Here is a 14,031-nt window from a genome sequence, read left to right as displayed (position 1 = left end):
TTGCGTATCCTGGCTGGGTTGATTTGGCTATTTTATTTGTCTTGTACATGTTTCTGCAGGGTGGGTCGGATGTCGCGCATATGGCCGTACCTGCTGCCGTTGGTGCGATAAGGTACTTGTGCTCTCTCATTTTCTGAAGAGGGTCTATTTAATGGCAAGGAATGGATTTATATACCAGACTTTGCTTGTCATTATTCTGGTGATCTTTCTAAGTTCTAGCGAATTCGAAGATCGCCTTGCAAGAATATGGGCTGTCTATCTTTTGGTAGCCTCTATAGTAGAAATGATCTGTTCATTTTTCATAGGTCGAAAGTTTGTGGCTTTTTTGAAGCCTTTGTTGAGTGACCGTCACAGATAAGCTATCCATATCTGGAGTCGCTGCTTATACGTGATGCGTATAGTTAAAGGTGCTCTATGTTTACTTTAGGGATAGGCAAAAATCTTCGCTTGCAGCTCAGGCGTGGTCGTGTACTGAGGCACTGGTATGTTTTCTGTGTACTACAGATAACGCTAACCTCTTGTTCGAGTCCAGTGGAAATTATCAAGCCGCTTGATGTATCAAAAAAAGACCAGCGGGCTACGTTAGAGCTCAGGATCAGGGACAAGGGGGGATATCGAGTAGAGCTATATTATGCATTGCGTGGGAGTGAAGAGGAGTTGCGCGTACGCGATGTATGGGGGCGTCGTCATGCCGAGCTTGGTGCTGGTATTCCGATTCAACTAAAAGTTATCAAGGATGGGATGATTGTTTTTGACAAGGTCGTAACCTCGGTTGGGTTGGAAGGTTTTCAGGTAACCAGGTATTGCGGTGTTATCAAAAATACTGGAATAAGACTAATCAAGCACTTCACATTTACACCTGGGCACTACAGGTTTGAAATCAACACGCTAGTTGAGCTAATGGAATTTCAAAGTGAAGAGGTTTACGTAGGGTTAGTCTCGTATAATAGAAAATATTAATGGATTAATGGAGGGTTGGACTTGGATAAGCAGTACAAAGTGACTTATAAGGTTTCGGGCGCGTTAAGCGGTTACTCGAGTCAGGGTGTATCCGGTGATCCCCAGTCTGGAGAAATAACGAAATCATCCGCTGGCCATATGTGGTTCAGCGCGACGGATGGGCATGCCATACACAGCCGTGGATTCGCCTCTCGAGATGGAGAAATGTTTGGGCCAGGCAGGCTGGTGCTAAATGATAATGACGCTTATCAAGATACGCTTTATGAGGTTGCGGTACAGCTCACCAAGTCACAATATGAGGCTTTATTGCGGTTTTCAGAACAGGCCGAGAAGGGCGGTTTTGGAGATTACAATGTCCTTATAAATAGTTGTGTCGATTTTGTCTACGCGTCGTTGAAAGCCATCGGCTACAACCCAAACGGTTTCCAGGGTGATCTACTCCCCGGCAACAACCCCGACAATCTCAAGACCCTGCTCCACGGCTTCGGCGCACAAATCATCCGTGATGACCTTACCCGGCATGGCCTCTACTACGAAGCGAAGGATGGTCAGACCTGTCTTTGGCTGGGAGCAAGTGATCAACCTAACGCCAGTCCCGTTACCCACGACTTCTCCCTGAAAATCGACAACGCCGGTACCGCAAAACAAAAAGGCTCCACCAACCACGAAGCGGAAGCAGCCGACGTAGCTCAAGGCCTGGTCACCAGCGGAGGCAGCCACCGGGTCACGTCCGATTCGGCCACACTGAACATCAATCAGTACAAAGGCAACTGGATCAACAACACCTTCGCGGCAGCGGCTACGCAGATTCTTTCCGATGGCTATCGGCCTGGTAACCATAATCCCACTGAGGAAGTCTTCGATGTTGGCCTGCGCAACGTCGCGACAGGCTTGTCGTATCAAGGGGCAATGGCTGCGTTGCTCAACTCAGGCGATGCTCGTGCCCGACAGACTTTGCCTACCGATCCTCTGATCCTGGACCTTAATGGCGATGGCGTCCGTCTCACCAACTACCGCGACGCCCCTGTCTTTTTCGATGCAGATAATGACGGAGGTAATCTCGAGGAAACCGGCTGGGTGAGCCCGGAGGATGGGATCGTTGTCGTCGATAGCAACGGTAACGGCAAGATCGACAACATCAGTGAAACCCTGTCCGAATACTTTGGTGGAGCGGCAGGTACCGGTGGTAGTGCAGGCGAAAAGCGCTTTGCCAACGGCTTCGCTGCGTTGGCAAGTCTGGACAGTAATGCGGACGGTGTCTTTGATCGCAATGACGCGGCGTGGAACACCGTCAAGGTATGGGTAGACGCCAACCACGACGGTAGAAGCTGGGAGGACAGCAATGGCAACGGTGCCCCTGATGCGGGCGAACGCACCGAGCTGTCTTCGCTCGATGAACTGGGCATCACCCAGATCGACCTGCATGATCAGGTGCAAAGCGGGGAGGTCCGCAACGGTAATGAGGTGCTTTCACGCGGCACTTTCGTTCAGCGCGGTGCGATCAAGGAGGCGGTGGCCGCGAGCTTCATTGCCAACCCAAATGGCCACACGTTTACCGCCAGTGGCAAAGGCACCGTTGTCACCACTCAGAGCTCGGAGCGAGTGGCGACCGTAAGCAGCTACGCCTCGGCGGCAAGCAACGGCGAGCATATCGATGTGTCACTAAAAGGAGTGATGAATGCGGCAGGGGGGGCCGGCAATGATGTGCTTGTAGGCGACGGACAAAGCAACTGGCTCGCCGGCGGACAGGGAAGCGACACCTTCCATGGCGGTGCAGGCGATGACGTGCTGTTGATTGACGGTGATGATCTGCCAGGCAATATCCACGGGGGTGAAGGTACCGACATCGTTCAAGTGGTGGGTGATAAAGGTGTTTTCTTGGAGTTGGACAAAGCCGGAATCGAGATCGCCCAAGGAGGTCGAGGTAACGACACGTTCATCAGTGGCGGCACAAGCACTGTGTATATGCGTGGGGGAGATGGCGATGATGTACTGATTGGCGGTGCGGCCAATGATGCGCTGGCCGGTGAGGATGGAAACGATATCCTGCTGGGCGGTGCAGGCAACGACATTCTGCGAGGGCATCAAGGCCGTGATCGTCTCCAGGGCGGGGCTGGCGATGACCTGATCGATGGTGGGCAGGATGATGATCGCCTGGACGGTGGCGCTGGCGACGATGTCCTGATCGGTGGCGCAGGTGATGACGTAATCGATGGGGGCGATGGCGATGATGCGATTGAGCTGTCGGGTGATTTTGCTGATTACCGGATAAGCCGAACGGCTGAAGGGGTCTGGATCACCGATACGGTGGCTGGACGTGACGGCACCGATTTGCTCAGGAACATCGAAATAGCCAACTTCAGGAACCTGAGCAAAGTACAGATTCCAGGCTCGTCGAGTGCAGGACTGGAAAATCCGCTGTTGGTCAAGGATGTACTGAGTCACGACAAGGCCGGTGTCGCGTTTGACCGCACGGCTCCACACCTCATCGGCAAGGAACAGCTGCTGGGCAACGACATCGACTGGCAGCAGGACGAGTTGCACATCACCGGGCTTTTCGACGTCATGGGTGGTACGGCTACCTTGACTGACAGTGGTGATGTTCTGTTCGTGCCGGACCCTGGTTTCGTTGGAATCATGGGTTTCAAATACAGCGCCGCCGATGCGAAAGGTAACGTTGCCGCAACGGTGGTTAACAGTGGCAGCGAAGAGAGCGCTGTGATGCGGTCGACCGTCTACCTGAGGACGGCCGATTTACCCAGTGACCCATTGGTAGCTGAGCAATGGTACTTGTCCGAGACCAATATCCTGCCGGTGTGGCAGCACTATACGGGGCAAGGTGTGCGCATCGCGCAGATCGAAACTCATAGCCCCTTCGGCACCACCAAGGAGATTTTTCGATTATCGGCATGCCGATCTCCGGGACAACGTTGATCCAGTATGGCTGGCCAGTGCCACGTCCGGCCAGACGGCCGGAGAAGGAAGCGAAGGAAAATACAGTGAGCACGCGACTCAGGTCGCAGGGGTCATGGTAGCGGCTCGGAACGGTGAGGGTGGTGTGGGGTTAGCCTACAACGCCACGCTTGCCGGTTACTGGATCAGCAAGGATGACTTCAGCAATATGGATCACATGCATCAGTACGATGTGGTCAACAACAGCTGGGGTAGCAGCCTTCGATTCGACCTGAGGTTCTCGGAGGCGAAACTGGGTGAACTGCCAGTGGCTTTTCGCCGGGCACTAGCCCACGGTCGTGGGGGTTTGGGGACGGTCATCGTCACAGCAGGCGGCAATGATCGGCAGGCGGGCGGCAACACCAACTATTCGAACATCACCAATACCCGCAGCAGCATTGTCGTCGGTGCAATCAATGCAGCCACTGATCTAGGTGCACTGCAAATAGGTGGGCAGCCGTTTTCCAGCCCCGGCGCCACCATTCTGGTCAGCGCACCTGGCTCCAACATAACGTCGACTTCACGGTCGGTTCATACGGCTACCGGTGCGGTGCGGGGGAGCGAGACACATTCGAGTCAGGGCACCAGCTTCGCCGCGCCCGTGGTATCCGGGATTGTGGCGCTGATGCTGGAAGCCAATCCGGGTCTGGGGTACCGAGACGTGCAGGAGATTCTGGCGCTGTCGGCTCGACAAGTGAATGACCCCGGAACAAAGTGGCAGTACAACGGTAGTGGCCGCTGGAACGGCGGCGGCATGCACGTCAGTCATGATTACGGCTACGGTCAAGTCGATGCTCGAGCGGCTGTGCGTCTTGCAGAAACCTGGCATACCCAACAAACCGCTGCAAATCAATACAGTTTGACCCAGGCTCCGGAGTCCGGCGTGCTCGACATGGCGATCAGCGATGGAGATCAAACCGGAGTTCGCCACTCGCTGACGGTGAATGTGGCGAACATGAAGTTGGAGCATGTGGAGGTCCGGATCCGGCTCAGTCATGCGCGGCCAGGTGATTTGATCGTCATATTGGTTTCGCCTTCGGGCACTGAGTCCGTTCTCATGGATCGCCCCGGTAAAGCCAAGGGTTCAGACGATACGAATTACGGTGACAGCGACTTCAATCAAGCGACGACATTGGATTACGTTTTCTCGACCGCTCTGCTTCGAGGTGAAAACCCGAAAGGGGACTGGACGCTCAAGGTCATCGACACGGCGACCGGCCAAAGCGGGACATTGCATGACTGGAGCCTCAATATATTTGGCAGTGGCGCTATCGACGACCACTACGTCTATACCGATGAGTTTGCGAAGTTGGCAACCGGTTCCGGGCGCAATGTGCTTCACGATAAAGATGGTGGCAGGGACGCGATCAATGTGGCCGCCATATCAAGTGCAAGCGTCGTCGATCTATCAAGCGGACAGGCGATGTTGGCAGGTCAACAGATGACCATTCTGGATGCTGAGCAGATCGAAGATGTCATCGGCGGAGATCATGCCGATCGTCTGGTCGGTAATGGCACGTCCAACCATCTCCAAGGCGGACGTGGTGACGACACTCTGATTGGCGGCGCCGGTACCGACACGTTGGTCGGTGGCAGCGGCAGTGACCTGCTCACAGGCGGGGCAGATGCTGACAGTTTCATCATTGAAAAAGCTGCTGGCGACACCGATACCATTACTGATTTCGTTATTGGACAGGACAAATTGGTACTGGCGGGCTTCTCGGCCACTGTCTACGAAACAATGCGCATCTCTCAGCAGGGTGCTGATGCACAACTGAGCTTTGCCAACGGGCAACGAGTGCTTTTGACTAACATCGATGCCCGCTTGCTGACGCTGGCCAGCTTCGTTCGCCTGCCGGAGACGATGCGCACCAGTGAGATCGGCCGTTACGCAGGCTACAGTTTCAGCACTGAATCCAGCGATCGCTCAATGGTTCTACCGGACACGTCGCTGGGGATGCTGCATGTCAGTGGCGATATCGGCGAAAAAGTCTTCGGTGGCAATGGTGGGGACACCATTCTGGGCGGTCTAGGCAACGACGTTTTGGTAGGAGAAAACTCTACGGCTTCGCTCATCGGCGGGGACGATCTTCTCAATGGCCGAGAAGGCGACGATGTAGTGCGCGGTGGTGGCGGCAATGACGTGCTTTACGGTGGCAGTGGCCTTGATTATCTGGGGGGCGACGCGGGGGACGACACGTTGTACCTCGAGGGCGACCTAGCGATCACGGACTACGCGTTCAATAGCGTTCTTGCGCCCAGCGTTACGTTGCACGGCACCGCTTCTCATACGGGAGCGGCGGTGGCGGGTGGAGCTGGGAATGATCGCTTCGTCGTCGTGGAAGATTTGACCGAAAGTGCTTCCTACGGCTTGCTGGGTAATCTGATCATCGATTTCGAAGTGAACAACCCCAACGAGAAAATCGATCTCTCTCAAATACGGGCTGTGCGAGACTTTTCTGGCCTGAGTTTTACCCCTGTCGTAGTTGATGGTGAGCATTATCTGAAAGTGTGGTTGGGGAGCATGGCGGCTGGAAGTCAGTATCTGACACTCAAAGGCGTCGATGCTGCACAGTTATCGTCCAGTCACTTCATTTTTGGCGAGGGCGCGGGCCTTCCAAAGATCACGATCAATGGTACTGACGCCAATGACCTGCTGGTCGGCGATGCAGGGGGCAATACGCTGGATGGTGGTAGGGGCGCAGATATCATGGAGGGGCGTCTTGGCGACGATACCTACCTGGTCGACCATGAGGGTGATGTAGTCCAGGAATGGGCAGGTGGTGGCTACGATAGAGTCAAAGCCACGATCAGCCATACTCTTGCCCCAGAGGTGGAAGCCTTGCAGCTACTCGGCCATCAAGCAATCAATGCAGTAGGCAACCAGTTGGATAATCACCTGCGAGGCAACTCTGCGAACAACGTGATGGATGGCGGACAGGGCGCCGATGTCATGGTGGGGGCAGGAGGCAACGATATCTATGTTGTAGACAACGCAGCAGATCGCTTGATCGAACTCGTTGGTGAAGGTAACGACACAGTGGTTTCCTCGTTGTCGTTCACCTTGCCCGAACACGTCGAAAATCTGATTCTGGCGGGTCGCATCCTGATAAACGCCACTGGTAACGCCGACGGTAACCTTTTGCGCGGTAACAGCAGCGATAACCGTCTTTCTGGCGAGCGTGGCAATGATCGTATGGCCGGAGGGCAGGGCAATGACCGTTATGTCATAGGGAGAGGGCACGGCCATGACCGGATATATGAAGACTTCGGTGCCGTTGGGGGCATTGATACTATTGTTTTCGAGGTGGGCATCAAGCCAGAGCAGGTAAAGGCTGAGCACAGTGACCAGGGAATGCTTTTGCGTCTGGGCGCTGATCAAAGCATCTTGTCAGGATGGAATACTGCAGCCGGGCATAGCGTTGAGCGTATCGAGTTTGCTGATGGGACTGTCTGGCAGACAGTGGATTTGATTTCACAGACTTCAGCGCAAGGCGCAGGGACGAATCTGCAATCAAGTCAGTTCGATCAACTGGTCGATGCGATGGCTGTGTTTGCTCCCGCAGCAGGCGTGCAGTCCGGTCCGACACTGGCTCCGTATACTTTTTGGAATGTCACATTGGCGGGAAGCGTGTAGATATACAGCCAAGGCGAGATGGGAACTCTGAATAATCTTGGGCCGAGGCCGCCGAAGAATAAAGAAAGGAGACCCCAGCCTGCCTGTACCGGGGCCCCCTAAAAGGGTTGAGATGCCCGGCGTTGCCGCCGGGTGTCTCGCGATAAAGAAGGGGAGTCCCGGCCTGCCTGTACCAAGGTCCCCAAAACAGTAGTGCGGTATTCCAGCCTTGGCTGGAGTCGCGGTGTAAAGAGGGAATCCCCGGCCTGCCTGTACCAAGGTTCCCGAAACTGGGTAATGGTTAGTACATTGCAGCGCGCGTGCCAGTTTTGTTGCAGAAGCTTTCTGAACACCCAAAATGTTTCGCCGTACTGTCTATCTGATTGAAATATAAGGAAAAATAATTTTGATCGGATAACAGTCTTGTAGCTCATTGAAACGAACGAAGTTTTATCCGAGCGATCAGCGATGTTCAACAGCGCATCGTGTGGGTGCAGTGCACAAGGCGAATGCACAAAAGCGGAGAGTTTCTTCAAGCCCTCTGTAGCAGCGGCGCGAGCCGCGTCGGCGGTATGTGCGGTGCATCAGACTCACCGCGGTGAGGCCGGACGCGGCTTGCGCCGCTGCTACAGGAATTGGGTATGCCATGGGGGGTGTGGAGGGCATCTGACGTACCCCTGTAGCAGCGGCGCGAGCCGCGTCGGCGGTATGTGCGGTGCATCAGACTCACCGCGGTGAGGCCGGACGCGGCTTGCGCCGCTGCTACAGGGATCGGGTATGCCCGTGGCGGTGTGCGGTGCATCTGACTCGCCTTTGTAGCAGCGGCGCAAGCCGCGTCGGCGGTATGTGCGGTGCATCAGACCCACCGCAGTGAGGCCGGACGCGGCTTGCGCCGCTGCTACAGGGATCGGGTATGCCCGTGGCGGTGTGCGCGACGTCAGGCTTCCTCGACTTCGTCCTCGTCGGCGCCATCGACCTTCATGCCCAGTTCCTTGATCTTGCGGGTCAGGGTGTTGCGGCCCCAACCCAGGAGCACGGCGGCGTCGCGACGGCGTCCGGCGGTGTGCTTCAGGGCCGTCTCGATCATGATCCGCTCGAAGCTGGGCACGGCGCTGTCGAGCAGGCTCGACTGGCCGCGTGCCAGGGCCTGGTCGGCCCACTGGCGCAGCGCCTGCTCCCAGTTGGTCACCGGTGCCGCGTCCTGCGGCAGGCTCAGCAGTTCGGGCGGCAGATCGCTGGTGTGCACTTCCCGACCCGACGCCATCACGGTGATCCAGCGGCAGGTGTTCTCCAGCTGACGCACGTTGCCGGGCCACGGCAGGTTCTTCAGGTATTCCTCAGTTTCGCTCTTGAGCAGCTTGGGCTCGACCGCCAGTTCCTGGGCGGCACGGCTGAGGAAATGGCGGGCCAGGGTCGGGATGTCTTCGCGGCGGTCCGACAGGCGCGGGATGTGGATGCGGATCACGTTGAGGCGATGGAACAAGTCTTCGCGGAACTTGCCGGCGTGCACCAGGGTTTCCAGGTTCTGGTGGGTGGCGGCGATGATACGCACGTCGACCTTGACCGGAATGTGCCCGCCAACGCGATAGAACTCGCCATCGGCCAGCACGCGCAGCAGGCGCGTCTGGGTATCGGCCGGCATGTCGCCGATTTCGTCGAGAAACAGCGTACCGCCGTCGGCCTGTTCGAAACGTCCACGGCGCAGGTTGGCTGCGCCGGTGAAGGCGCCCTTTTCATGGCCGAACAGCTCCGACTCCATCAAATCCTTGGGGATCGCCGCCATGTTCAGCGCGATGAAGGGCGATGCGGCCCGTGGGCTGTGCCGGTGCAGGGCGTGGGCGACCAGTTCCTTGCCGGTGCCCGACTCGCCGTTGATCAGCACGGTGATGTTGGAGTGGCTGAGTCGGCCGATGGCCCGGAAAACTTCCTGCATGGCCGGCGCTTCACCGATGATCTCGGGCGTGCGGGTCAATGCCGGGACTTCGGTCAGGCCCTGCTGTTCCTGAGCGTGCTGGTTGGCGCGCTTGACCAGCGAGACCGCCTCGTCGACGTCGAACGGCTTGGGCAGGTACTCGAAAGCGCCGCCCTGGTAGGAGGCCACCGCGCTGTCCAGGTCCGAATGGGCGGTCATGATGATCACCGGCAGGCGCGGATGCTGTTCGCGAATGCGCGCCAGCAGGTCCAGACCACTGGCGCCGGGCATGCGGATGTCGGAGATGATCACGTCGGGCTGCTGGCGTGCCAGCCGGCTCATGACGCCATCGGCGCTGTCGAAGCTCTGGGTGGTCATGCCTTCTTGCTGCAGGGCCTTTTCCAGTACCCAGCGGATGGAACGGTCGTCATCGACGATCCAGACAGTTTCACTACGGCTCATGACGAAGCGGCTCCTTGTTCCAGCGGCAGGAAGATCGAAAAGGTGGTGTGGCCGGGGTGGCTTTCACATTCGATCAAGCCCTGGTGCTGACTGATGATGTTCTGGGTAATGGCCAGCCCCAGGCCGGTGCCGTCGGGACGGCCACTGACCATGGGGTAGAAGATGGTTTCCTGCAGTTGGGCCGGAATGCCCGGACCGTTGTCGGTGATCTCGATCTTGCTGACCAGGCGATGGCGCACATGGCCGATGGTGAACTGGCGCATGGCGCGGGTGCGCAGGCTGATGCGGCCCAGGCGCAGCTCGTTCTGGCCGCTGATGGCCTGCATGGCATTGCGCACGATGTTGAGCACCGCCTGGATCATCTGTTCGCGGTCGATCAGGACATCGGGAATGCTCGGGTCGTAGTCGCGCACCAAGGTGATGCAACCCTGGCTTTCAGCCTCGACCAGATTGGCCACGCGCTCCAATACCTCGTGGATGTTGGTCATGGCCAGCGAGGGCAGCTTGTTCGAGCCAAGCATGCGGTCGACCAGGTTACGCAGGCGGTCGGCTTCCTCGATGATGACGTTGGTGTAGTCCTTGAGACTTTCCTCGGGCAGCTCGCGGGCCAGCAGTTGGGCAGCACCGCGGATGCCGCCCAGCGGGTTCTTGATCTCGTGGGCCAGGCCGCGCACCAGCATCTTGGTGGTTTCCTGCTTGGACAGCTGCGCCTCTTCCTTGGTGATGCGCAGCAGGCGATCGCGCGGGTGCACTTCGAGCAGTAGCCACGTTGCGCCGTTGCTGAGGATCGGCGTCACGGCATAGTCGACCGTCAGCGTCTGGCCGGCCAGCGCGGTCAGCATCGCTTCGCGCTTGGTGAAGGGATGAGCCTGCTCGACGGCCTGGCGCAGGGAATTCAAGGCTTCGGTCGATTCGGTGAACAGTTCGCTGATGAACTGACCATGGCTGCGCTGGCCACTGATCGCCAGCAACATCTCGGCTGCGGGGTTCATGTACTCAAGGCGCAGGTCGGCATTGAGCAGAATGGTGGCAGTGGTGAGGTTGTCGAGTAACAGTCGGTGCAGGGCATCGCTGATGGTCATGGGGACAGGTGACCTCTTTTGGCACAGGGCGCCCGCGGCAATGCCCGGGTTCGCGCGCGAAACAAACTCGCTGGTGCAGGGAAAATGCAAGAACCAAACCAAGGCTCCGAAAAGAAGCGCCGATCGTACAAATGAGTGCCACAGGTGCTCAGCGTCTGCGCGAAAACCCGTGGCATGCCGCCAGGACGAACCAAAATGGCACGTTCCGACTTTCGGCAGCGCTGATAGTGCACCAATCAAGTGCGTCAGTGTTAGCCGCCGGGTCGCGGCTCAGTCGTCTTCGGGTTTGTCTTTGAGCGGGCATTCCGGACGTACGCCGTAATCGGCAGTCCGGCAAGGATGGACGCGGCGCTTCTGGATCAGCGAGATGCGCTGCAGATGAACCGGCTGGGCAGGTGTGCGTTCGATCACATGGTCGTCCTGATCGATGATCTCGGCAGCCAGGGTATGGGTACCGCGGTCAACGTTGCTCAGGGCGAATACCGGGCTGCGGCCTGGAGCCTGCGCGATTTCACCGTCCAGCAGCAGGCGGTAGCGATGGTTGGGCTGCAAGGCCGGCTCGCTGGTGAGGGTGACGATCAGTGAACCGTCTTCCTCGCGCACGGCGGTGTCCGGCAGCGGGCCCAGGATGCGCAGCATCTGATAGCGCATCACCGTCGATTTGCTCGGCACGACCACCTTGCCGGTGCGTGGCGGTGTGGCGGTCGCCGGTGCGCTGGTGCCGGAGCGTGTCGGCATCGGCACGCGTTCGGCGCCTTTGCCGGGCTGGTCGGTGAACACCCGGTTGCCGTTGGCGTCGACGTAGGTGTACACCGCAGCCTGCGCGGATGCAGCGATCAATACTAGCCAGAGCAGGGCCCGGTACCTCACGGCAGATGAACCCGCTGCACCGTGAAGGTGACGGTTGCGCTTTCCTGGATGACCGCTTCCTGGCTGTCGACCACCTGCACCGCCAGGCTGTGTTCACCGCGATCGACGTTCACCAGTTGCAGGCGCGGCACGTTGGTCGGCTGGCCGTAGGGCTGGCCGTCGAGGACCAGGCGCAGCCGGTCTCCCGAGCGCAGGCGGGGCACGATCGCTACGCCGACGTCGAAGGTACCGTTGTTGGCGCGCAGGGCTTCGTCGCTCGGCAGGCCGGTCAGTTCCAGTTGGCTGTACTGAGTCTGCGGCACCTGGACGGCCGTGCTGGGCAGGGTCACCGGTGCCGGCTTGCGCGGCGACTCGACGCTGTTGAGCGGCGGCAATTCGACCGTCTGGCTCGCACGCCCCTCGGGAGGCTGGTTGCTGTAGGCGGTGTTGCCTTGGGCATCGGTGTACTTGTAGATCTGCGCAGCGGCAGGCAGCGAACACAGCAGTAAAAGCGAGGCTAGGGGTGAGCGCATGGAAACTTCTCTGAGTGGCGCTTGCATGGAGGCCAGCATAGAGCAAATGGCAGGTCGGGTGCATCGCCGCTGTGCCCGCCGCGCAACGAAAAAAGGCCACCCGAGGGTGGCCTTTCTGTCACATCACAGGGATCAGACGCTGTAGTACAGGTCGTATTCCAGTGGGTGTACGAAGGTACGAACCTTGATTTCTTCTTCGCTCTTCAGAGCGATGAAGGCATCGATGAAGTCGTCGCTGAACACGCCGCCCTTGGTCAGGAACGCACGGCCCTTGTCCAGCTCTTCCAGGGCTTCCTTCAGGCTGCCGCAAACCTGCGGGATTTCCTTGGCCTCTTCAGGCGGCAGGTCGTACAGGTTCTTGTCGGCGGCATCGCCAGGGTGGATCTTGTTCTGGATACCGTCCAGGCCAGCCATCAGCAGCGCTGCGAAAGCCAGATACGGGTTGGCTGCCGGATCCGGGAAGCGGGCTTCGATACGACGGCCCTTAGGGCTGTTGACGTAAGGAATGCGGATCGAAGCGGAACGGTTGCGAGCCGAGTAGGCCAGCATCACTGGTGCTTCGAAGCCTGGGACCAGACGCTTGTAGGAGTTGGTCGACGGGTTGGTGAAGCCGTTCAGTGCCTTGCCGTGCTTGATGATGCCGCCGATGAAGTACAGGGCGGTATCGGACAGACCGGCATAGCCTTCGCCAGCGAAGGTGTTCTTGCCTTCCTTGGAGATCGACATGTGCACGTGCATACCCGAGCCGTTGTCACCGTACAGTGGCTTGGGCATGAAGGTAGCAGTGCGGCCGTAGGCGTCGGCAACGTTGTGCACGACATACTTCAGGGTCTGCACTTCGTCGGCCTTGGCGACCAGGGTGTTGAACTTGACGCCGATTTCGTTCTGGCCGGCAGTCGCCACTTCGTGGTGGTGAACTTCGACGACCTGACCCATCTCTTCCAGTGCGTTGCACATGGCAGTACGGATTTCGTGGTCGTGGTCGACTGGTGGCACTGGGAAGTAGCCGCCTTTCACGCCTGGACGGTGGCCCTTGTTGCCGCCGTCGACGTCCTGGTCGGTCATCCAGGAAGCCTGTTCCGAGAAGATCTTGAACATGGAGCCGGAGATGTCCGACTTGAACTTCACTTCGTCGAAGATGAAGAACTCAGGCTCGGGACCGACGAACACGGTGTCGCCGATACCGGTCGACTTCAGGTATTCCTCGGCACGGTGGGCAATGGCGCGCGGGTCGCGATCGTAGCCTTGCATGGTCGACGGTTCGATGATGTCGCAGACCAGAATCAGGGTCGGCTCTTCGGTGAACGGGTCGAGCACGGCGGTGCTGTCGTCGGGCAGCAGGATCATGTCGGAGGCTTCGATGCCTTTCCAGCCTTCGATGGAGGAGCCGTCGAACATCTTGCCGACTTCGAAGAAGTCGTCGTCCAGTGCATCGCGCGCTGGCATGGTCACGTGCTGCTGCTTGCCTTTGGTATCAGTGAAGCGCAGATCAATCCACTTGACGTCATGATCTTTGATGAGTTGAACCGACTTCGACATGTTGTCCTCCGGGGTGGAATAGGGCCGATTATGGTGAGGGCCCCAAATATGAGTGATGCCGGGCCCGATAGTCGGCCAAGGCAACCTGCCTCACAAGGGAGCAATTTGCATGCCAGTGCCCCGTGA

At 58.2% G+C, this 14,031-nt stretch carries 8 protein-coding genes; 3 read left to right on the top strand and 5 right to left on the bottom strand.

The genetic code is table 11. The features are described 5' to 3' along the window. Positions 1-531 precede the first annotated feature (531 nt). The 3 genes from ABMD26_RS09890 to ABMD26_RS09880 are packed head-to-tail and all read left to right on the top strand — an operon-like array spanning position 532 to position 7,549. Entirely contained in the window at positions 532-960 is a 429-nt protein-coding gene (locus ABMD26_RS09890) for a DUF5625 family protein (RefSeq protein WP_354309291.1), read from the top strand. A gap of 21 nt (positions 961-981) precedes the next feature. Continuing rightward, a complete protein-coding gene (locus tag ABMD26_RS09885) occupies positions 982-3,894 on the top strand; it encodes an SPM autocatalytic domain-containing protein (RefSeq protein WP_354309289.1) in 2,913 nt (970 codons plus the stop codon). Next, positions 3,800-7,549, top strand: a complete 3,750-nt coding sequence (locus tag ABMD26_RS09880) for a S8 family serine peptidase (protein WP_354309287.1) — start codon at positions 3,800-3,802, stop codon at positions 7,547-7,549. The genes ABMD26_RS09885 and ABMD26_RS09880 overlap by 95 nt, the downstream gene beginning before the upstream one ends. A 916-nt stretch (positions 7,550-8,465) precedes the next feature. On the opposite strand, the gene ntrC is transcribed toward ABMD26_RS09880, so the two are convergent. The 5 genes from ntrC to glnA all read right to left on the bottom strand — a co-directional run bounded on the left by ntrC (position 8,466) and on the right by glnA (position 13,905). Beyond that, positions 8,466-9,902: a nitrogen regulation protein NR(I) gene (gene ntrC / locus ABMD26_RS09875; RefSeq protein ID WP_049861720.1), complete on the bottom strand. Its 1,437-nt coding sequence runs from the start codon at positions 9,900-9,902 to the stop codon at positions 8,466-8,468. Further along, the gene (glnL, locus tag ABMD26_RS09870) at positions 9,899-10,984 is read right to left on the bottom strand and encodes a nitrogen regulation protein NR(II) (RefSeq protein WP_043191452.1); all 1,086 of its coding nucleotides are present in this window, start codon (positions 10,982-10,984) and stop codon (positions 9,899-9,901) included. The genes ntrC and glnL overlap by 4 nt, the downstream gene beginning before the upstream one ends. A 270-nt stretch (positions 10,985-11,254) precedes the next feature. Next, complete coding sequence (locus tag ABMD26_RS09865; RefSeq protein ID WP_354309284.1) at positions 11,255-11,824, bottom strand: DUF4124 domain-containing protein; 570 nt, start codon at positions 11,822-11,824, stop codon at positions 11,255-11,257. 26 nt (positions 11,825-11,850) lie between these two features. After that, positions 11,851-12,366, bottom strand: a complete 516-nt coding sequence (locus ABMD26_RS09860; RefSeq protein WP_122743945.1) for a DUF4124 domain-containing protein — start codon at positions 12,364-12,366, stop codon at positions 11,851-11,853. 132 nt (positions 12,367-12,498) lie between these two features. Beyond that, on the bottom strand, positions 12,499-13,905 hold the full coding sequence (glnA, locus tag ABMD26_RS09855; RefSeq protein WP_049861723.1) for a glutamate--ammonia ligase: 1,407 nt from the start codon (positions 13,903-13,905) through the stop codon (positions 12,499-12,501). Positions 13,906-14,031: the final 126 nt, after the last annotated feature.

Source organism: Pseudomonas sp. PvP001, from assembly GCF_040546375.1.
Classification (GTDB): Bacteria; Pseudomonadota; Gammaproteobacteria; order Pseudomonadales; family Pseudomonadaceae; genus Aquipseudomonas; species Aquipseudomonas coleopterorum.
This window is presented reverse-complemented; position numbering and strand designations above follow the sequence as displayed.

Excerpts from the sequence above, each read along its gene's own strand:
- ntrC (WP_049861720.1), bottom strand. The coding sequence starts at position 9,902 with ATGAGCCGTAGTGAAACTGTCTGGATCGTCGATGACGACCGTTCCATC.
- glnL (WP_043191452.1), bottom strand. The coding sequence starts at position 10,984 with ATGACCATCAGCGATGCCCTGCACCGACTGTTACTCGACAACCTCACC.
- ABMD26_RS09860 (WP_122743945.1), bottom strand. The coding sequence starts at position 12,366 with ATGCGCTCACCCCTAGCCTCGCTTTTACTGCTGTGTTCGCTGCCTGCC.
- glnA (WP_049861723.1), bottom strand. The coding sequence starts at position 13,905 with ATGTCGAAGTCGGTTCAACTCATCAAAGATCATGACGTCAAGTGGATT.